This is a genomic window from Paraclostridium sp. AKS73 (assembly GCF_025671395.1).
Classification (GTDB): Bacteria; Bacillota; Clostridia; order Peptostreptococcales; family Peptostreptococcaceae; genus Paraclostridium; species Paraclostridium benzoelyticum.
This window is the reverse complement of record NZ_JAIXHU010000001.1, coordinates 1-21,066: the sequence shown is the minus strand read 5'-3', so window position 1 is coordinate 21,066 and position 21,066 is coordinate 1. Positions and strand designations below refer to the sequence as shown.

19 protein-coding genes, 1 other RNA gene and 1 pseudogene are annotated in these 21,066 nt (G+C 27.9%); 2 read left to right on the top strand and 19 right to left on the bottom strand.

The features are described from left to right. Positions 1 to 3: 3 nt before the first annotated feature. Entirely contained in the window at positions 4 to 402 is a 399-nt protein-coding gene (locus LEQ07_RS00105; RefSeq protein WP_263329106.1) for a hypothetical protein, read from the bottom strand. A 278-nt stretch (positions 403 to 680) separates the two neighbouring features. Here LEQ07_RS00105 and LEQ07_RS00100 point away from each other — a divergent pair, with 278 nt between their 5' ends. Continuing rightward, entirely contained in the window at positions 681 to 1,643 is a 963-nt protein-coding gene (locus LEQ07_RS00100) for an LCP family protein (protein ID WP_263329105.1), read from the top strand. A gap of 83 nt (positions 1,644 to 1,726) precedes the next feature. On the opposite strand, the gene LEQ07_RS00095 is transcribed toward LEQ07_RS00100, so the two are convergent. The 16 genes and pseudogenes from LEQ07_RS00095 to LEQ07_RS00020 form a co-directional block, all read right to left on the bottom strand. Then, complete coding sequence (locus LEQ07_RS00095) at positions 1,727 to 2,131, bottom strand: hypothetical protein (RefSeq protein ID WP_263329104.1); 405 nt, start codon at positions 2,129 to 2,131, stop codon at positions 1,727 to 1,729. Positions 2,132 to 2,143: 12 nt separating this feature from the next. Further along, positions 2,144 to 3,010 (bottom strand): SH3 domain-containing protein, encoded by an 867-nt coding sequence (locus LEQ07_RS00090; protein WP_263329240.1) that lies wholly within the window; start codon positions 3,008 to 3,010, stop codon positions 2,144 to 2,146. Between the two features lie 53 nt (positions 3,011 to 3,063). Beyond that, complete coding sequence (locus LEQ07_RS00085; protein WP_263329103.1) at positions 3,064 to 4,461, bottom strand: DUF4214 domain-containing protein; 1,398 nt, start codon at positions 4,459 to 4,461, stop codon at positions 3,064 to 3,066. 241 nt (positions 4,462 to 4,702) lie between these two features. Further along, positions 4,703 to 5,767 (bottom strand): glycosyltransferase family 4 protein, encoded by a 1,065-nt coding sequence (locus LEQ07_RS00080; protein WP_263329102.1) that lies wholly within the window; start codon positions 5,765 to 5,767, stop codon positions 4,703 to 4,705. Between the two features lie 15 nt (positions 5,768 to 5,782). Further along, positions 5,783 to 6,790: a dTDP-glucose 4,6-dehydratase gene (rfbB, locus tag LEQ07_RS00075; RefSeq protein WP_263329101.1), complete on the bottom strand. Its 1,008-nt coding sequence runs from the start codon at positions 6,788 to 6,790 to the stop codon at positions 5,783 to 5,785. A gap of 4 nt (positions 6,791 to 6,794) precedes the next feature. Further along, positions 6,795 to 7,367 (bottom strand): dTDP-4-dehydrorhamnose 3,5-epimerase, encoded by a 573-nt coding sequence (gene rfbC, locus LEQ07_RS00070; protein WP_224170828.1) that lies wholly within the window; start codon positions 7,365 to 7,367, stop codon positions 6,795 to 6,797. Continuing rightward, on the bottom strand, positions 7,367 to 8,236 hold the full coding sequence (rfbA, locus tag LEQ07_RS00065) for a glucose-1-phosphate thymidylyltransferase RfbA (RefSeq protein WP_263329100.1): 870 nt from the start codon (positions 8,234 to 8,236) through the stop codon (positions 7,367 to 7,369). The genes rfbC and rfbA overlap by 1 nt, the downstream gene beginning before the upstream one ends. A 7-nt stretch (positions 8,237 to 8,243) precedes the next feature. Further along, positions 8,244 to 9,083 (bottom strand): dTDP-4-dehydrorhamnose reductase, encoded by an 840-nt coding sequence (rfbD, locus tag LEQ07_RS00060; RefSeq protein ID WP_263329099.1) that lies wholly within the window; start codon positions 9,081 to 9,083, stop codon positions 8,244 to 8,246. A 15-nt stretch (positions 9,084 to 9,098) separates the two neighbouring features. Further along, complete coding sequence (locus LEQ07_RS00055) at positions 9,099 to 10,013, bottom strand: glycosyltransferase family 2 protein (RefSeq protein ID WP_263329098.1); 915 nt, start codon at positions 10,011 to 10,013, stop codon at positions 9,099 to 9,101. Between the two features lie 24 nt (positions 10,014 to 10,037). Further along, positions 10,038 to 11,739, bottom strand: a pseudogene (locus LEQ07_RS22275) (phospho-sugar mutase). Between the two features lie 36 nt (positions 11,740 to 11,775). Beyond that, positions 11,776 to 12,849 (bottom strand): mannose-1-phosphate guanylyltransferase/mannose-6-phosphate isomerase, encoded by a 1,074-nt coding sequence (locus LEQ07_RS00045; protein WP_263329097.1) that lies wholly within the window; start codon positions 12,847 to 12,849, stop codon positions 11,776 to 11,778. 19 nt (positions 12,850 to 12,868) lie between these two features. Next, a complete protein-coding gene (locus tag LEQ07_RS00040; RefSeq protein ID WP_053832678.1) occupies positions 12,869 to 13,993 on the bottom strand; it encodes a glycosyltransferase in 1,125 nt (374 codons plus the stop codon). A gap of 2 nt (positions 13,994 to 13,995) precedes the next feature. Continuing rightward, on the bottom strand, positions 13,996 to 14,409 hold the full coding sequence (locus tag LEQ07_RS00035) for a glycosyltransferase (RefSeq protein ID WP_263329096.1): 414 nt from the start codon (positions 14,407 to 14,409) through the stop codon (positions 13,996 to 13,998). A gap of 17 nt (positions 14,410 to 14,426) precedes the next feature. Next, complete coding sequence (locus tag LEQ07_RS00030; protein WP_263329095.1) at positions 14,427 to 15,095, bottom strand: glycosyltransferase; 669 nt, start codon at positions 15,093 to 15,095, stop codon at positions 14,427 to 14,429. A 10-nt stretch (positions 15,096 to 15,105) separates the two neighbouring features. Further along, the gene (locus LEQ07_RS00025) at positions 15,106 to 16,494 is read right to left on the bottom strand and encodes a hypothetical protein (RefSeq protein ID WP_263329094.1); all 1,389 of its coding nucleotides are present in this window, start codon (positions 16,492 to 16,494) and stop codon (positions 15,106 to 15,108) included. Positions 16,495 to 16,576: 82 nt separating this feature from the next. Beyond that, complete coding sequence (locus LEQ07_RS00020; RefSeq protein ID WP_332842815.1) at positions 16,577 to 17,155, bottom strand: sugar transferase; 579 nt, start codon at positions 17,153 to 17,155, stop codon at positions 16,577 to 16,579. Positions 17,156 to 18,066: 911 nt separating this feature from the next. On the opposite strand from LEQ07_RS00020, the gene LEQ07_RS00015 reads away from it, so the two are divergent. Then, entirely contained in the window at positions 18,067 to 19,059 is a 993-nt protein-coding gene (locus LEQ07_RS00015; RefSeq protein WP_195948395.1) for an LCP family protein, read from the top strand. 194 nt (positions 19,060 to 19,253) lie between these two features. Here LEQ07_RS00015 and rnpB read toward each other — a convergent pair. Both rnpB and galU read right to left on the bottom strand, forming a co-directional pair. Further along, positions 19,254 to 19,591: RNase P RNA component class A (rnpB, locus tag LEQ07_RS00010), an RNA gene on the bottom strand. Positions 19,592 to 19,693: 102 nt separating this feature from the next. Beyond that, positions 19,694 to 20,572, bottom strand: coding sequence for a UTP--glucose-1-phosphate uridylyltransferase GalU (gene galU / locus LEQ07_RS00005; RefSeq protein WP_046824048.1), 879 nt, complete (start codon positions 20,570 to 20,572; stop codon positions 19,694 to 19,696). Positions 20,573 to 21,066: the final 494 nt, after the last annotated feature.

Sequence of the window (21,066 nt, the reverse complement as noted above, 5' to 3'; positions counted from 1 at the left end):
TTATCACTCCATTACATAACTTTTAATGTAATTTGATATGTCACTTTCATTATCTTTAAAATAAATTTTCATTTCATCTATATCGCATGTATCTTTATTTTCATATGAAGAGAATACTATAGATACGTAGTCATTTGTTATATAAAATTTTTCATCTATATTGTGTTCTATAAGTCCTGTATTTTTGAAAATATCTTCAATTAACAATTCTCTCTTTCTCTTAAGGTCAAAATTGTAAGTATTTATATAATTTATTATTTTATTAGAATTATAAATTTCAGAAAATATTATAGATATGCTAATTATATTATTTTTATTAACATGCTCTTTAAACTCTGTAAAGATAATAGTATTAATATTAGAATGTATATATTCATCCTGAGATATTTCTTTAAAAATCAATATATCATCATGTATTTTTTTATTTATATACTCTATAAATAAATCATTATTTAGATTTTCTATTACAGGATATTCTATTATACAGTTAATTTTTATCTATTATGTCTATATATCTTTTTTATATCTACCATTTAAATAGCCTCCTGTGTTTAAACTATATTATTATGTATGATAGCATTGTAAATTTTGATATAAGTTTTTTATTTATTGATGTTAAATATGTATTTTTAGTTTAATATAAATATATACAAAGCAAAATTTTATACAAAGGGGATACTATGTCTATTTTTAAAAAAGTCTTTATTTTCATTATAATTATTTTAGTATTATTGCCTGTAAGCATATTTGGTTATATTCACTCTAAAATAAATAAAGTATACGATCCATCTTCATCTATAAAATCACTTAAAGAAACAAATTATTCATCTGAAAAAGGAATAACAAATATTTTATTAGTTGGAACAGATGCTAGAAATGCAGAGGAAAAATCTAGATCTGATGCCATGATGATTTTAACTGTAGATAATAAGCATAAAAACCTAAAGCTTACATCTTTAGCTAGAGATACATATGTAGAAATACCTGGCCACGGAAAGCAAAAGCTAACACATGCATATGCTTATGGAGGCCTTAATTTATTATTAGAAACACTTGAGTCTAATTTTAAAATAGATATTCAAAATTATGTTGTTGTGAATTTTTTCTCATTCATTAATATAATTGATACTTTAAATGGAATTGTTGTCGATGTAAAACCTAATGAAATGCAAGAATTAAATCGATATATACCAGAATGTTATTCTTTTGACCAAAATAAAAATAAAAATCCTATGAAAAATATAGAGTATTCAGGTAAACAAAAACTAAATGGTTATCAATCCTTAGCTTATAGCCGAATTAGGTATAACGATAGTGCTCTAGAGCGAGACAATAGACAAAGACTTGTACTTGAAAGTGCATTTGAAAAAGCTAAACATTTGCCAATTAATAAATACCCTGATTTAATAAATAGCATACTGCCATACGTTAAAACTAATATGAACACATCCGATATTTTATCTATCGGCAATTCCATTTTATCTATGGATAATTTTAATATTAAAACTTTAGAATTTCCTATAGAAGAGTATAGTACTGGTGGCATTTACAAAAATGCTGGATGGGTTTGGCGTTATGATGAAGATAAGTGTTTGCCAATACTTCAGGATTTTATTTTTAATGATAAAGTATATAAAAAATAAAATAAACCGATTAAATAGACTCTTTATAATATCTATTTAATCGGTTTTTAGCAAATATTATTTTAAAATTAAAACTTCATATATTACTCTATTTCAATTATTTCTCCATTCTCACAAACTAAAACTGTAAATAATACACCTGTACCACCTTGTTTCATAAGTTCTTTTGATTTAATTTGAACTATATATCCCGTCTTTCCATTTACATTTTCCATTTCTTCATTTCCAACATATACTGTATCTGCATCATTTCCATATTTTGCTTTACAAAATTCAATAGCTTTCTCTAAAGTAAAATCAGTATTTGACTTTTTATTCTTTTCTTTATATTCTTTGCTTTTCAAGTCATATTCATCTTTATTGTCTTGTTTACTAATATTCGCACTATCTACATCTGCACCCTTTTTACCTAAACTATGAACTGCAAAATATAATCCAGACACAACTAGAATCATTATTAATATGTATTTAATTATTTTTTTACTCATCTACGTTTTCCTCTATTTATTTTCTAAACTATATCTATAACATTGTATAGCATCTTCTTGTTCTCTAATAAATCTTTTCGCAACGCTATCTTGAACAGCCTGAGAGTTATTTGCAAAATAAACTAACTGACCATTTTCATCTTTACGTCCTCTTTCTGCATATACAGCTTTTATAAAATCTTCTACATTATTACACTTACTTTGTAGTGGTGATATTATTCTGTATGATCCTGTAACTCCATGCTGAACTGCTGTTGACCATAGTACATTACGACCTGCAAATGTAGATACTACATTTGAAAAATCACCTGATTTTAATAATTTATTTACTAGTTTATCGTAAAAATTCTCTTTTACATATTTGTGTTGTAAATTATAGAATGTATTATTATGATTTTGTGCAATTTCTTTCCAAGCTTTATCGAAATTAGGTCCACAATTTGTATTATCGTCTAATGCTCTTGCATCAGTTAATTTTTTATAAAATTCATTATTTTCATTTCTCAACCAGCTAACAAATTCATCCAAAGATCCCATTGTAGAAGAGAACTGCCATGCACCATATGACTTCCCACCATAATCTCCATTTCCACTTGATACAAGTCCTGGATCTCCATTTGATTCATATCTTTCTGATAACACACCTAAGAACTCATTATTTAAATTATCTTCAAAAATTTCAGTTGTGTTAACTCCACTTACAAACATGCTAGCATATCCATTGTAAATTTTCCCGTTTTTAACATACTCTATTTGATAATATGTTAAATCAGTTTTTACTCTTCCTAAAATAACTACTCTATCACCTGATTGCATTGTAGTTAATATGTCTGCCTCTAAACTAGGCTCTTTTCTTAAATTTAAAGCACTAACTTTAATTCTAGCTTTCCCAATTGTACTTTGTACCTCATTAGAAGATAGTTCAATATCTCCTATGTTTTTATTCCAATACTTTTAACTTTATCTTGGAACTCTGGAGAGTTAAATATACATTTTAAAACATACTTTTTACTTCCACCATTTACAATTTGATTTAACCAAAAATTTAATCCACCAATATCAGCTTCTCTGCCTAAAATACCTTTATATACAGCTTTTACATACTCTTCACTTGAATATCCTTTATTTTTAAACTCATCACTATTTATAAAAGAATCTACTACTTGCGCCACACTTCTATTTCCACTTATAATTTGATCCGCCCAGAAATTTGCTCCACTTGGATCTGCTTTTCTTCCATGGAATCCTAAATAAAAGTTCTCTACTATTCCCTTTACTTCACCTTTTCTATCATCTAAACTTGTATCTATAGTTCCTTTATTTTTAATTCCTATATTATCTAAATTTTCTTGGAATTCTTTTGAATTCATGTTTATAGCTAACACAGAAACTCTTGAATTTCCAGACTCTAAAAGCCCTACCCAATAGTTTAATTCTTCATTATTAGGAGTTCTATTAAATAAAGCTGTGTATATAGACTTCACATATTCTTCATTAGTGTAGTTTTTACTCTTACATTCATCACTATTTGTAAATACAAGTAAAATGTCTGCTATACTTTGTTTACCGTATAGCACTTGACTTGACCAAAACTCTAATCCTCCATTATCCGCTTCTCTTCCATAAATGCCCTTATAAAATTGGTTTATTAAATTTTTAACACTTCCTTTATTGTCATTTAAATCTAAGTCTATTTGACCTTTGTTTTTTATTCCCATTAGATCTAACTTAGTTTGAAACTCATTAGAGTTAAATATATTGTATAATACAACTTTTCTGCTTTGTCCTAATCCAAGTTGACTTGTCCAATATTCTAGTCCAGCTGCATCCGGTTCTCTACCTTGTAATCCTATGTACAACGCTTTTACATATTCTTCATTATTATAATTTTTACTCTTACATTCATCACTATTTATAAAACACTCAAAAACATTAGCTACCGTTCTTCTTTGACTAACTATCTCATTTGACCAATATTCTAGTCCATCATTATCTGCTTCTCTTCCATAGAACCCCTTATAAAATTGTTTTATAAGTATTTTACAGTTCTCTTTTACATCTGATGAATATGACCCATTCTGAATTTGATTTTCTTTTATTTCAACAGACTGTTTATTTTGTTCTTGAATCTCTGGTTGGTTTTGTTCTTTATTTTGATCTTCATTTACATTTTTTTCTGTTGTTATAACTTGTTCTTTATCTTTTTCCTGTATTTGATTTTGCATAGGTTCTTCTATGATTTGCATGTCTTTTGTTTCTGCATTTACATCAATAAAATTAATTGAACATAAATTAAGAGCGATTAAAAAACTAATCGTACTTTTCTTCATAATTGATATCTCCCTCACATGATTTAAATTTTCAATATTAACCCCGACTTAAAACATTAAACTTCAAATTTTATGTAATATGTTAAACTTGATTTAAATTATATAATGAGCTTTTAATAAACTCAAAAAGATACACTTACTTTTTATATAGAGTAGTGCAAAATTTTAATTTTAAACTTTTTGATATATATTAGTTCACATTTAATCTACTAATTTAACTTTTATTAAATGTGAACTATTTTTAGTTTTTGATTTTTGATTTAAATACGTCTTGCATTTTGCTAATAGATATTTCCCAGTCTAATTTCATTGCAGTTTCTACTGATGCCTCAGATAATTTTTCAAGTAAATTTTTATCATTTATTAATATTTCTAAATTTTTAGCAAGACCTTCAATATCTTCAGGATCACAGATTAAGCTATTTTCATTATGTTTTCCTATTTCATCTAAAGCTCCAGTTCTAGTCCCAACTACTACGCATCCACATGCCATAGCCTCTACTACTGTAAGTCCCCATCCCTCAGACTTGCTTGGGAAGATAAATACATCCGAACTTAAGTATATATCTTTTAACTCTTCCCTAGTTGGGCTCATCTTAAATTCTGCATATTCAGGTATATCTTCTCCATCTTTTATTCCAAACAATTTTAAATTTATATTTGGATTTTTTTTCTTTACAATTTCAAAAGCTTTTAACCCGTCTTTAAATCCTTTCCAATCCAAATCATGGTACATCATGCAAACATTTATATCATCAGTATTAATTCTCCCTGTATTATTGAATTCATCAGTATTAATACCGTTGTATATTAGTTCACTTTTATTATCAAATTTTTCACTCATTAAATCTTGTAGCCATTTAGCTATTACTATTTGGTTTAATGGCAACTTATAGCTATTATCAACTTTTTCTTTACTTCCACTCCATATTTCATAGTGTTGAATTAAATAAAACTTAGCTCCTTTACTTTCAGTTAAATCATTAACATCATATGCCGTTGGCCATGCTGTAGCTACAGTTATATCTGCATCTCTTATAAACTTATTTTTTATAGTAGGAACTAATTTAATAGGAACCTTTAAATCAAACCAGTCAACTACATTTCTTCGTTTGATTGTATTTCCAATAGATGCTTTAGCTACTCTTAAACAAGATTTTATTCCTTCATCTGAAAACGAGTATGCCTTCATTGGCACATATATTAATACATCATGTCCATGTTCTTTCAATCTATTTGCATATTCAAAAACTATTTTAATTCCACCTGTAAAATTAGTGAAAGGGATTATAAAGTTTATTTTCATTAAAATACCTCCCTTTTACTTTAACTTGTAATTTTTATACTCGCCAGATAATATATTTTCCCACCAAGTTTTATTATCTAAATACCACTCAATAGTTTGTTGTATTCCTGTATCAAAATTATACTTAGGTTTCCATCCTAATTCATTTTCTAATTTAGTTGGATCTATCGCATATCTTAAATCATGTCCTGGTCTATCAGTTACATAAGTTATTAGGCTTTCCGGTTTATCTAATGCTTTAAGGATAGTTTTAACAACTTGTAAATTTGTTCTTTCATTGTGTCCACCAACATTATATACTTCTCCAACTTTTCCTTTATGAATTATTAAATCTATAGCTGAACAATGATCTTCAACATGTAGCCAATCTCTTACATTTTCTCCATTTCCATATACCGGAAGAGATTCATCATTTAAGGCTCTAGATATCATTAATGGTATTAATTTTTCTGGGAAGTGATATGGACCATAGTTATTAGAGCATCTTGATATTGTTGCTGGTAATCCAAAAGTTCTTTGATATGCATGAACTAAAAAATCAGCTGAAGCTTTAGATGCTGAATATGGTGAACTCGGATTTAAAGGTGTATTCTCTGTAAAGAATAAGTCTAACTTATCTAGAGGTAAATCTCCATAAACCTCATCCGTAGAAACTTGGTGATATCTTTCTACTCCAAACTCTTTTGATGCATCTAATAATACTTGTGTTCCTATAACATTTGTTTCTACAAATATTCCTGGATCTTCTACAGATCTATCTACATGAGATTCAGCTGCAAAATTTACAACTATATCAAATTTTTCTTCTTTGAATAAGTTAAATACAAAATCTCTATCTGCAATATCACCCTTTACAAATTTGTAATTAAGCTTATCTTCAACAGGTTTTAATGTTTCTAAGTTTCCTGCATAAGTAAGCGCATCTAAATTAACTATCATATAATCTGGATATTTATTTACCATATAATGAACAAAGTTCCCACCAATAAAACCTGCTCCTCCAGTTACTAATATCTTTTTCATAAAATTATTCTCCTTTATATTCAAACGGTATGTCTAATTCTTTTAATGTTTTTTGTACCTTATCTTTTTCTGATAATAATATTTCTTTAATTCCATCTAAAGGCCATTCTATTCCCACTTCAGGGTCATTCCATAATAATCCGCTGTCAAATTCTGGTGCATAGTAATCTGTACACTTATAATTAAATACAGCTTCATCAGATACAACTAAAAAACCATGGGCAAAACCTTCTGGAACATAAAATTGCTTTTTATTTTCAGAAGTAAGAAGTATTCCTTCCCACTGCCCAAATGTTGGCGATCCCTTTCTTAAGTCTACAGCAACATCATAAACAGCCCCTTCAGTAACTCTAACAAGTTTTCCTTGAGTATGTTTAGTTTGGAAATGCATTCCTCTTAAAACACCTTTTTTAGACTTAGATTCATTGTCTTGAACGAATGTCATATCAAGTCCAGCTTCTACAAAGTCTTTTCTGTTATAACTCTCCATAAAGTATCCTCTATTATCTCCAAATACTTTAGGCTCTATTATATATAAATCTTTTATTTTAGTTTCTATAAATTTGAAGTTACCCATTATCTCACCTCATCTGCTATTTTTACTAAGTATTTACCATAATCAGTTTTCATAAGTGGTTTAGCTAAAGTTAAAAGTTGTTCTTTATCTATATACCCTTTTCTATATGCTATTTCTTCTAAGCATGCTATATATAATCCCTGTCTCGTTTGAACAGCCTCAACGTAATTAGATGCATCTAGTAATCCTTTGTGAGTTCCTGTATCTAACCAAGCCATTCCTCTTCCAAATAACTCTACCTTTAACTTTCCTCTTTTTAAATACTCATTATTAACTGATGTAATTTCTAATTCTCCTCTTTCAGATGGTTTAACATTTTTAGCAATTTCTATTACATCATTATCATAAAAATATAATCCAGGTACTGCATAATTTGATTTTGGAACTTCAGGTTTTTCCTCTATAGATAAAACATTAAACTCTTTATCAAATTCTACTACTCCAAATGCTTTTGGATCTGCAACCTGATATCCAAAAATAGTTGCTTCATCTCTTTCTACCGCTCTTTTAAGTCTTTCACTAAATCCATATCCGTAGAATATGTTATCTCCAAGAACTAATGCTACTTTATCATTTTCTATAAAGTCTTCACCTATTATAAATGCTTCTGCAAGCCCATTTGGATGTTCTTGAACGGCATATTCTATCTTAATACCTAATTCATTTCCACTTCCAAATAATTCTTTAAATACACTTATATCTCTAGGTGTTGATATTATTAAAATGTCTTTTATTCCTGCTAACATAAGCACTGACATTGGATAATAAATCATAGGCTTATCATAAATAGGTAATGCCTGCTTTGATACACATTTTGTAATAGGGTATAATCTTGTTCCTGATCCACCTGCTAATATAATTCCTTTCATAATACCACTACTCTCCTTTTAAGTATTCTGCTAAAGATTCTTCCCAATCTCTAAATGAGTTTAATCCAACTAATTTAAACATAAAGTTATCAAGAACTGAATATGCAGGTCTTGGTGCTGGTCTTTTAAATTCTTCACTTGTAACTGGATTTACTTTTATATCTATATTTTTTAATTCAAAAATTTTCTTGGCAAAATCATACCAGCTACATTGACCTTCACATGTCCCATGATATGTTCCATAATATTCAGTATTCATTAATTCAATTATAGCTTTTGCTAAGTCTACTGTACTAGTAGGACTTCCAACTTGATCATCTACAACATTAAGCTCATTATTTGTTTCAGATAATTTAAGCATAGTTTTTACAAAGTTGTTTCCGTCTCCATATAACCATGCTGTTCTCACTATAAAATACTTAGAACAAAACTCCTTTGTAAACTTTTCCCCCATCAACTTACTTGTTCCGTATATAGAGTTAGGACAAGTCATATCATCTTCTCTATATGGTCTTTTACCACTACCGTCAAATACATAATCAGTAGAAACTTGCACAAATTTAGACCCTATTTTTTCACAAGCTATTGCTAGATTTCTAGGGCCTAATGCGTTTATTTTATAAGCATTCTCTATATCATTTTCACATAAATCAACCGCAGTATGAGCCGCACAATTTATAACAATATCTGGATTTTCTCTAGTTATAGCATCATTCACGCTTTTAAAATCTAATATGTTTAGATTTTCTCTATCTGTTTTTATGACATCATAACTACTAATAACATGTAATTGTTTAGAAAGCTCTAATCCTAATTGACCATTACTACCTGTAATTAATACTTTCATAATATTACCTCTTTCTTATTTGAATTCAAAGACTTTGCACCCGTACTTCCCTATCTTATGGTCTTTAAGACCTTCTTCTATATATTTATACTTATCTTTTCTTCTAAATCTATCTAATATCATCTTTAGCTTCCAGTAAATATTAAATTTAGTGTTATTTTTTAAAGTATCTTTGAATTTCTGATTAAATAACATGACATTTCTAGTCATATAATATAATACCATCGGAGATTGTTCTCCACCTGTAGATGCACTTACTTTATGGTATATCTTACTTTCTGGTATATACATTATTTTATATCCTTTTAACTTTGCTCTATAGCAAAAATCCACATCTTCCATATATAAAAAGTATGAATCATCATATAACCCTATATCTTTTATTACTTCTTTTTTAATTAACTGTAAGCATCCAGTTAAAAAGGTTACTTCTTTCTTAATATTATATTCTTGACTGTCTTTGCAATTTATTCCATAATGATAACCTAAACATTTAGATTCATCTATATATCCTCCAGCTGACCATATAATATCTGGCTTACTATAGTACATTATTTTCCCTGCAGATATCCCTATATCCTTATTATTTTCCATTTCATCAATTAATATATTTAAAAAATCAGGTTCTACAGTTGTATCATTGTTTAATAAGCATATATAATCTGCGCCATTTTTTAAAGACCAATCTATTCCTACATTATTTCCACCTGAAAAACCTAAATTTTTTCCAGTTTGTATAAAATGTACAAATTTATTTTCTTTTATAAATTCTTTTATATGTTTTTCGGATTCATTAGTTGATTTATTATCTACTACAACTATTTTATAATTTGGATACTCAATAGACTGCAAGCTTTTTATGCAGTCTATTGTATCTTTATATCCATTATAGTTAAGTAATATTATATGAACACTTGGATTATTTTTCATAATTACTCCTTTTAAGATAACTATTTATATAGCCTCAGTTTTTCTAACAATATCATCCATTAAATTTGATATCTTTTCATCAACTATATTTTTATCTTTACCATTGCATCCAAAATAGAACTTTATCTTAGGCTCTGTTCCCGATGGTCTTATAGCTATCCATGAATTATCTTCTAATATAAATTTTAGTACATCTGATTTTGGAAGACCCTCTATACCATTTGAATAGTCCTTTAATTCTTTTATGCTTAAACTACCTATAGATTCTATATTTGAATTTCTAAAGTAATTCATTATAGATTTTATTTTTTCCATTCCATCTATACCTTTTAAAGTTATAGATTTTAATTCTTCTCTAAAATATCCGTATTTTTTGTAAATCTCCATTAAACCTTCGTATAAACTCATACCTTTATCATAATAGAATGCTGCCATTTCAGATATTAATAAAGCTGCAACAACACCATCTTTATCTCTAGCATGAGTTCCAACTAAGTATCCATAACTTTCTTCATAACCCATTATAAATGTTTTTTCATTATTGTTTTCAAATTCATGAATTTTTTCACCTATAAATTTAAATCCAGTTAAAGTATCTATAGATTCTACTCCAAAAGATTTTGCTATTACTGATCCTAATTCTGATGTAACTATAGTTTTTACAATTGTAGGATTAACTGGAAGTTTGTTTTCATTAGTTAAATTTTCTAATATATAATTAACTAGTAGTGAGCCTACTTGGTTTCCATTTAATACTATGTATTCTCCTTCAGTATTTTTAACTACAACTCCAACTCTATCGCAGTCTGGATCTGTTCCTATTATTATATCAGCGCCTTCTTTTTTAGCTTTTCTATAGCTATATTGAAAACTTCCTTTTCTTCAGGATTTGGATATTTTACTGTAGAGAAATTAGGATCTGGTAATTCTTGTTCTTTTATTACCTCTACATTTTTAAATCCAACTTCCTTAAGAGCAGTTCTTATAGGTAAATTTCCTGTACCATGTATAGGAGTGAAAAATATTTTTATATCATTTCCTACCTTGTCTATAATATCTTGTCTAAGAACTTGAGTTTTAACTGCTTTTACAAATGCACTGTCTACCTCATCACCTATAACTTTTAATAACCCTTTTCTATAGCTTCACTTTTACTTATCGTTGGTATAGTACTATACTCTTTTACTTCATTAACTTCTTTAATAATTTCTGAAGCAATAACTGGGCATACTTGTCCTCCATCAGTCCAGTATACTTTATATCCATTGTATTCTGGTGGGTTATGACTAGCAGTTATTACAACTCCAGCTGTACATCTTAAATATCTAACAGCAAAAGATAATTCTGGAGTTGGTCTTAAGCTATCAAATATATATGCCTTTATTCCACAAGCAGCTAAAGTTTTAGCTGCTTCTAGACAAAACTCTGCTGACTTATGTCTACTATCATATGCTATTACAACACCTTTTGATTTTCCTTCATCTCCACAATTTTGTAATATGTAATTTGCAAGTCCAAAAGTTGCTCTTCTTACCGTATAATCATTTATTCTATTTGTTCCAGCTCCAATTACCCCTCTAAGTCCACCTGTCCCAAATTCTAAATTCTTATAAAATCTATCTTCTATTTCTTTTTGATCATTTTTTATACTTAATAATTCTTTTTTAGTTTCGTCATCAAAATAAGGATTATTTATCCATTCATTGTAACTTTTCATATATTCCATAATTATCCACCTCTTGTTTTAAAGATTTTTAGTATACTATAAATACTTAGTTTTACCTTCTTCTTTTAATTTTTCTACAATTAGCTTAACATCTTGAGCTTTATCTTTTTTACATACCATTACTGCATCTTCTGTTGAAACAACTATTAAATCTTTTATTCCAACTGTAGCTATCAATTTATCTTCTGAGTAAACTACAGAATTTTCAGTGTCAATAGTTATAGTTTCACCTCTTTTTATATTCCCTTGTTCATCTGTATCATATATAGCGCCTAGTACATCCCATGATCCGACATCATTCCAACCGAATTCCCCAGGCACTACAACTACATCATCACTTCTCTCCATAATCCCATAATCTATGGATATAGATGGAATTGTAGGATAAATTTGTTTTATCATTTCAAATTCTTGGTCTGTTCCTATATATTTTGAAAGTTGTTCCAACTTATCATATACTTTTGGCAAATATCTTTTGAAATCTTCTAATATTTTAGAAACCTTCCATACAAACATTCCACTATTCCATACATATTTTTGAGATTTAACATATTCTTTAGCCTTCTCATAATTAGGCTTTTCTACAAATTCTAATACTTTATATGCTCCATTATTATAACTTTCGTCTTTATCAAAGTTTATATATCCGTACCCTGTAGATGGAAATGTAGGATTTATACCTATCGTTACTAATTTGTCATTTTCACTAGCAACTTTTATTGCATCATTAATTGTATTTATATATCCTTCTTCATCTTTTATATAGTGATCAGCTGGATATACACACATTATACCATCACCATGTTTTTTCATTATGCTAAATGCAGCAAAACCTATTGCTGCTGCAGTATTTCTAGCTGATGGTTCTTGAAGTACATTTTCATGTATACATTTATCTTGCACAGTTTCCTTTAATAAATCACTTTGAGTTTCATTAGTTACTATATATAAATTGTTTTTATCAGAAATAGAACTAATTCTATCTATAGTTTCATTAATTAGTGTATCTACTCCACTTAAATTTAATAGTTGCTTTGGGCTAGCTTGTCTACTCATAGGCCAGAATCTAGTTCCTCCGCCTCCAGCCATTATTACATTAAATATATTCATATCTATCACTCCGATTTTTTTATAATACTCTACCTATACTGTTCATTTTGTTCTTATGTTCTAAATGTTTTTCATCCACATAATTTTTAATCTTTGACTTGAATATTTCTTCATCAAAAGTTAATGCATGTTTTCTTATATCTTCTTTGTCCCAATTCATTTTTTCAAACTGCTTTACAGCTTTCACTAATTCATCTGTTTTTTGGTCTTCAAAGAACAGTCCCGTTCTTTCAGATACTACAGTTTCTAGTGCTCCACCTTTTCCAAATGCTATTACTGGTCTTCCACTTGCTTGAGCTTCTAATGGCGTTATTCCAAAATCTTCTTCCCCAGGGAATATAAATGCTCTACAGTTAGCGTAATGCTCTTTTATTACTTCATCTGGTTGTCTTCCCATTATCTTAACATTATCTTTTGCTATAGACTTTAAGTACTCTAGCTGAGATCCTCCGCCTATAACTACTAGTGGTAACCCTAGTTCATTAAATGCTTCTACAGCTAAATCTATCCTTTTATACGGTACTAATCTAGAAACTATAAGGAAGTATCCTTCATCCTTATCCGATATATTAAAATATGAACCTTTAACTGGAGGATGAATTACATCAGCTTCTCTTCTGTAGTGTTTATAAATTCTTTTTGCTACATTTTTAGAATTTGCTACATAATAGTCAACTCTATCTGCAGATGCTTTATCCCACATACGTATGTAGTTCATTATATATTTTATAAGTTTTTTCTTAGCTTTTCCTAGTTTTTCTCTTTCCATATATTCATAATAGAACTCCCATGCATATCTCATAGGTGAATGGCAGTAACATATATGTGCTGTATCTGGTGCAGTAATAATTCCTTTTGCACAAGAAGATGAACTTGATAATACTACATCATAATCAGTAAAATCTAATTGTTCCCAAGCTGTTGGCATAAAAGGTAAAAACATTTGGTGATTTGTTTTACCTTTAGGTAATTTGTCAATAAATGTAGTTCTTACATCAATATTTCTTAATTCTGGATCTAAATTTTGTTCATTATAAGATACTGTGTATATTGGTGAATCTTCATATATTTGTTTAAAGTTTATAACAACCTTTTCAGCTCCACCCATATTGGTTAACCAGTCATGTGCTAAAGCAACTTTCATAATTATTCTCCTCTTAATACTTTTTGATATATTTCATAGGTTTGTCTTGCAGTTTTTTCCCAAGAAAAATAACTGCTCCTCTTTATACCTTTTTCAATCAAATCGTTTTTTAAATTTTCATTAGTTATTACATCTTCTATTTTAGAAGCTATATCCTTAATATCATATGCATTGCAGATTAATGCTGCATTTCCAACAACCTCACCTAATGCACCTTCACTTGAAGAAACAACAGGTATTTTTCTCGCCATAGCTTCTATAGGAGGGAATCCAAATCCTTCATAAAGAGACGGAAATGTAAAAACATCTGCACATCTATATAAAATTTCTAACTCTTCATCTGTTACATAATCAGTAAAGATTACATAATTTTCTATACCTAATTCTTTTGATTTATTAAGGATTTCATTATACATCCACCCTTTTTTTCCTGCTATAACAAGTTTATGCTTGTATCCTTTTTTCTCAATATTGAGAATGCCTCTATTAATCTTGCTATATTTTTATGCGGAGATATAGTTCCCACATACAATAAGTACTTTTCATCTATGTTAAACTTATTTAATACATTTTCTTTATCTGAGTTAGTTATATCTACATGAGTATATTCAAATCCGTTATAAACAACTTCAATTTTTTTCTCATCTACATATGGATAATATTTTTTTAATTCTTTTGCTGTAAAATTAGAAATACATATCAACTTATCAGCTTTCTTTATTGTATTCTCCATGAAAATTTTTTTTATAAAAACTTGACTCTTTGTATATTTATCTTCCATAGTGTGCATAGCCATGTCATGTATCGTAGCTACTTTTTTTCCTCTATACAGTATAGGAGTCGCATAATCAGGAAAATGTACCAACTCATATTTTTTAAATATTTTTAAACTTTTCAACTGTTCTTCTAATATTCTATCTTTACTTCCATTTATATCTCTATCTAAAACTTTAATATTGTCCTGCCTAAACCTAGTTTCCACACTTTTCTGAATAAGTATATCAACATTTCTATCCATATATTGAGCTAGCTTGTGTGTATATCTAGATATTCCGGCTCCATTTTTAGCATATTGTAAGCCATTTATTATAACTGAATTCATATTTGTCACCTTATTTCAATTTTTTGTTTACATATATTTGTTCATCAATATTTAATATTACATAGTCTGCTATTGCAAAGTATATCCATAGATATAGGTAGTATGGTTCTGGAACTGAAATAAATAATATACCCCAACTAATTGTTATTAATATAGCTAAAGATATAGTTTCAGATTTGTTTATCTTAAATAACTGATATAATTGTTTAATCAAGAATATAGCAAATAAAGTATTTCCTACTATACCCATAGCTGCTAGCCATGTAGACATTAAATCTTTTGACCTTAGGCTTCCAAACCCAACACCAAATAAAAAATTATCTTTAAACACCTGTAAATGCTGCATTAATGCTATAGTTCTTTCACTCCCGGATACCCCTCCACCTTTAATTTTAAATAAAAAGTCTCTGAATATATCCGTATTAATAATGTATATAACAATAGAAATAGATATAACAAAAAATATAGTTATCCCTAATAAAATTAAGCCTCTTCTTTCTGAGTTCAAAAAACTTGCCTTTACATTTTTATAATTTTTAATAAATTTGTTTATAGCCAATATTATTAAAATACCTATAAACAAAAACATACCGATTAAAAAACTACTGCTCTTAGATACTACTAAAGGTATTACCATCGTAAATATATAAATTATATATATATATATATTAACTTTTTTAATATAATTTTTAAAGTTATAAATAACATAGCATAAAATTGGTACTAATGCTAATGCATAAAAAGAAGGCTCACCTGTTGGCCCCGATGGTCTGTTCACAACTAAGTTTAAAAAATCAACTTGCTGAATATTGTAGTTGTAGTGTCTAAATAATAAATCAAATATTTTATAATTTAAGAACATCTGGATAATACCTAAAACTCCTAAAGATATTCCACTATATAAAATTGCATCATTAAACTTATTCATAAAGTATTCATATCTACTATATTCGCGATCAATAGAAGTATATGATGTGAAGTAAACTATAAATCCTAATAATAAGTATATTAACTGAGTTATATTACTTAAAGAAAATCTTACAGGAGAAAAGTCCATATGAGAGCTAACACCTATTACATAACTATCTGTTTTATCAAAAAATAAAGGTATAAATATCGACATACTCGCATATAAAATGAACAATGTTAAAAATACATTTATATTTTTATATTTTATATTTTTAATTATAATTAATTCGCAAATAAATTTACATATAAGAAGTCCTGCCATAAACTGTTGTAATCCTATATATAAATCTAAATATTCAACATATGCAACTGCTGTTGATGTGAAAAAAGAGGTAAATAAAGTTAATAATACAAAATTAGATATATCCAATTTTATACTTAAAAAAATCATAAGAGGTATAATTACCCATCCTATATACATAATGCTCATATTTTAAGCTATCTCCTTTTTAAACAAAATTGACAAAAGCTTAATATTTTTTATTTTAAGCTTTTGTCTAAAATACATTTTATTATGATGCATTTTTATCTCCTAATAATGCTGGTATAGTCATCATTATAAGTTTAATATCTATAAATATATTTCTTTCTTTTATATATTTCAAATCTAGTTCTATCCATTCTTCAAAATCTATATTATTTCTTCCACTTACTTGCCAATAACAAGTTAATCCCGGCTTAACCGATAACCTTTGCAATTGGTATTCATCGTACTCTGCAACTTCTCTTGGAATAGGAGGTCTAGGACCAACAAAACTCATATCTCCTTTTAATATATTTATTAATTGTGGTAGTTCATCTATACTAGTTTTTCTTATAAATTTACCTACCTTAGTTATTCTAGGATCATTTTTCATTTTAAACGCTGGTCCATTCATTTCATTTTGTGCTTTCAATTGTTCTAGTAACTCTTCTGCATTGTGAACCATAGATCTAAATTTATACATTTTAAAGGTTTTAGGATATTTCCCATTTCTTTCTTGGCCAAAGAAAATACTTCCTTTAGGGTCTTCTACCTTAATTGCTATACTTACAACTATAAATATAGGTGATAATATTATAAGTCCTATCAAAGACCCTGTTATATCAATTAATCTTTTTAAAAAAGATAAATTGGAGATGCATATGCATCTGCATCATATACGAATTTCCCATCACTTATATCTATTGAATTATTGCTTAAATATTTATTTTGCATATTTTCTCCCCTTTCATTTTTATATTATTATCTGTCGTTAATTACTATATTATTATATTTTTAAATAAGCAATTACTTCTTAAAATTGCTTATTATTCTATCTTATTATAAATTTTACTTCCTTATTTTTAATTACATATAATTTTAATATAAAGTGTCATCTTTTTTATACAAACTTATATATTAGATTTATAATTTAATTTTTTTAATCTGTGTAAACTTTATGATATTTTACATTTGTAGTTGTCCTTCCTAATTTAATAAATATATTTTTAGTTTGATGGTATTATGTTAATAAATTTGTAAACCCTAATAAAATCAAAACAATATTTTCAATTTTATTATTTAATTATAAATTCATTAAGTCATTATAAATAAGTACATATTTATAATATTTAAATTTCATACATTTTATACTTAATAGATATTTTAAAATATAGTAATGATTTAGAAATTATAAATTAAACAATATTTATATTATAATTTCTATTCTAAATATATGATAAGATTTATTTATACGTGTATTTTTACATCTTATACTAATACATTTATTTTGTTTTACTTGTTTATAAATTGGCTTCTAAGTTTAGTTCTTTTGAGCTTTTATATTCTTCCAATTCTTTTTTACATATTTCAATAGTCTATATTATAATTTATATACTATAATATTTCAATATTGTATATTTTTCTTAGTTTTTTTGTAACTTTTATTAGATTGAATAATTCATATTAATTTAATATAATTAGTTTTGAATTGATTTCAAAAAATACTCAATGTTAATTAAACAGAAAGAAGGGATTTAATTGTCTAAACTGAAAAAATTAGTAATAGTTTTACTTTTACTAGTTCTGGTAATTCCTGCCGTGGCATTTGGATATGTTTATTTTAAACTACACTCGATGTATCAGGGTAACTCAGAAACTAATAAAATAGTTAATGAAACAAATTATAATAAAGTTGATGGAATTCAAAACATACTTCTAGTTGGAATAGATGCTAGAACTTTGAATGAACCATCTAGATCCGATTCTATGATGATTCTTACTATCGATAGTAAACATAAAGATATTAAGCTTACATCGTTAGCTAGAGACTCATACGTAGATATTCCAGGACATGGAAAACAAAAACTTACTCATGCTTATGCATATGGAGGTATAAATTTATTACTAGAAACTATAGAAAAAAACTTTGAATTAGATTTAGACCATTATGGAATAGTTAACTTCTTTGGTTTCGTAGATATAATAGATGCATTAGGCGGTGTAGAGGTTGATGTTAAACCTAGCGAACTTAAAGAATTAAATATTTATATTACAAATGGTCAAGCAATAGATAAAGTTGCCGCCGACAAAAAAGTAGAAACTATAAATGAACCTGGAGTTCATAATCTAAATGGATATCAAGCTTTAGCTTACGCGAGAATAAGACATAATGATACTGCTTATGGAAGAGATAATAGACAAAGACAAATAATAGAAGCAACAATGAAAAAAATGAGTGAAGTTTCTCCACTTAAATATCCATCAATCCTTAATTCAGTTTTACCATCTATAAAAACTGATATGAAACCAACTACTATACTTGGTTTAGGAACAGATATTTTAGGAATAGGAAACTTCGATATCAAAACATTAGAGTTCCCTATTCCAGATGATAATCAATATGGATATAGTCAAGGAGGTATAATCAGCCAGGAAAAAGGTTGGGTATTACAATTTGATCCTGAGAAAAACTTACCAGTTTTACATGATTTCATTTATAATGATAAAATGTTTGATGGTCCACAACAATAAAAAATAAAACCTATGTATATGCATAGGTTTTATTTTTTTATTTACTTTAATTTTTTTATTCCATAAACATAATTTTTTGAATATATAAATGTAAGTTCATATTTTTAATTCACCCATATAGTGTAAATCTAACCCCTGTGTTGTTATTTTAAAAAACAAAAAACACTAGAAAATTCTAGTGTCTAAATTCTTTTGAATCGAGCAAATCTATAAGCGGAGTTCTGTATTAGATAATCATCTTTCTAGGCTTATTGTCACCAATAAGCTCAAGCGGCCTACCAACCGGAGAGTACGAGCAATACTCTTTTTATCCTAACTTGGCCTTGCTCCGAGTGGGGTTTACACAGCCGACTAGTCACCTAGCCGCTGGTGAGCTCTTACCTCACCTTTTCATCCTTACCATCACTGGCGGTTATTTTCTGTTGCACTTTCCTTAAGATCACTCTCACTAGGCGTTACCTAGCACCCTGCTCTATGGAGCTCCGACTTTCCTCGTGCAGCTAGCGCTACCCGCGATTATCTGATCTACTCAATATTCATTTTAACAGTGTAAATATATTATCATAATAAATTTTATATGTCAATCATTTGTTATATCAATTTAATAATTAAAGTTAATTTAAATTTTAGTTTATTATTTAATTTCTTCAACTACATTTTTCATATAGTTCAGTAATCCATCTTTTAGATTATCTCTTTTTAAAGCAAAATCTATTGTTGCTTCTAAAAATCCTAGTTTATCCCCTACATCATATCTTCTTCCCTCAAAATTATATGCATATATTGCTTCATGTTGAGCTAAGGTTTTTAAAGCATCCGTTAACTGTATTTCTCCACCTTTACCTGGGGCTTGATTTTCTAAAATTTCAAATATAGCAGGAGTTATTATGTATCTTCCTAATATAGCTATATTTGAAGGTGATTCTTCTACACTTGGTTTTTCAACCATATCCTTTACTTTATATACTCTATCTTCTATATATTTACAATCTAATATACCATATTTATCAGTATCTTCTTTAGCAACTTCTTGAACACCTAATATGCTTGTCTTATATTCATCGTAAGCATCTATTAATTGCTTAAGACATGGAGTATCTGAGTCTACTATATCATCTCCTAAAAGTACAGCAAATGGTTCGTCACCTATAAAGCTTTTAGCACAATGTATAGCATGTCCTAATCCTTTAGGCTCTTTTTGTCTTATATAGTGTATATTTACCATGTTAGATATCTCTTGAACCATTTCTAACATTTCAGTTTTTCCTTTTTGTTGAAGTTCTAATTCTAATTCTACGGATTTATCAAAATGATCTTCTATAGATTTCTTATTTCTTCCTGTTATTATAAGTATTTCTTCTATCCCAGAGTTTATAGCCTCTTCTATTATATATTGTAGTGTTGGCTTATCTACTATAGGAAGCATCTCCTTTGGCTGAGACTTTGTAGCTGGTAAAAATCTTGTTCCTAATCCAGCAGCCGGTATTATTGCTTTTTTTACAGTTTTTTTCATTTCGCTACCTCTTTCTGATTCATTTATATATAATAATTCTTTTCATTCACATATTTTACGTAACTATAATATTTTACACCATTTTCAATTATTTGTCTGTCGTATTTTGTCGTACATGCACATATACCCTTATATAAAATATTTTTTAATATATACATAATGAATAGTCTACGAAAATAATTTAAATTTCCACCTGATTCGTTTTTCCATTATTTATTATAAAATTTCATATTTTTCAATGGTACTATCTATCTTAATTCTATATAAAAAAATGCTTATTGTTAAGTTACAATATTGAATCTATTTTAAATCATTTTGCTTTACACAACAAAAAGTGGTTGATATTTAGTTTGCAGCGAAGTGGTCATTTAAAGCATCTTCTCAGCTTTATGACCCAAGCGCAAACTAAATATCAACCACCACTTAAATCCACGTAAAATAAAAAAGATTACGCGGCTACGTCCTACTCTCCCAGGCAGCTTCCCACCAAGTAC

Coding starts and splice junctions, on each gene's coding strand:
- LEQ07_RS00100 (WP_263329105.1), top strand. CDS start 681: ATGTCTATTTTTAAAAAAGTCTTTATTTTCATTATAATTATTTTAGTA.
- LEQ07_RS00095 (WP_263329104.1), bottom strand. CDS start 2,131: ATGAGTAAAAAAATAATTAAATACATATTAATAATGATTCTAGTTGTG.
- LEQ07_RS00085 (WP_263329103.1), bottom strand. CDS start 4,461: ATGAAGAAAAGTACGATTAGTTTTTTAATCGCTCTTAATTTATGTTCA.
- LEQ07_RS00080 (WP_263329102.1), bottom strand. CDS start 5,767: ATGAAAATAAACTTTATAATCCCTTTCACTAATTTTACAGGTGGAATT.
- rfbB (WP_263329101.1), bottom strand. CDS start 6,790: ATGAAAAAGATATTAGTAACTGGAGGAGCAGGTTTTATTGGTGGGAAC.
- rfbC (WP_224170828.1), bottom strand. CDS start 7,367: ATGGGTAACTTCAAATTTATAGAAACTAAAATAAAAGATTTATATATA.
- rfbA (WP_263329100.1), bottom strand. CDS start 8,236: ATGAAAGGAATTATATTAGCAGGTGGATCAGGAACAAGATTATACCCT.
- rfbD (WP_263329099.1), bottom strand. CDS start 9,083: ATGAAAGTATTAATTACAGGTAGTAATGGTCAATTAGGATTAGAGCTT.
- LEQ07_RS00055 (WP_263329098.1), bottom strand. CDS start 10,013: ATGAAAAATAATCCAAGTGTTCATATAATATTACTTAACTATAATGGA.
- LEQ07_RS00045 (WP_263329097.1), bottom strand. CDS start 12,849: ATGAATATATTTAATGTAATAATGGCTGGAGGCGGAGGAACTAGATTC.
- LEQ07_RS00040 (WP_053832678.1), bottom strand. CDS start 13,993: ATGAAAGTTGCTTTAGCACATGACTGGTTAACCAATATGGGTGGAGCT.
- LEQ07_RS00035 (WP_263329096.1), bottom strand. CDS start 14,409: ATGTATAATGAAATCCTTAATAAATCAAAAGAATTAGGTATAGAAAAT.
- LEQ07_RS00030 (WP_263329095.1), bottom strand. CDS start 15,095: ATGAATTCAGTTATAATAAATGGCTTACAATATGCTAAAAATGGAGCC.
- LEQ07_RS00025 (WP_263329094.1), bottom strand. CDS start 16,494: ATGAGCATTATGTATATAGGATGGGTAATTATACCTCTTATGATTTTT.
- galU (WP_046824048.1), bottom strand. CDS start 20,572: ATGAAAAAAACTGTAAAAAAAGCAATAATACCGGCTGCTGGATTAGGA.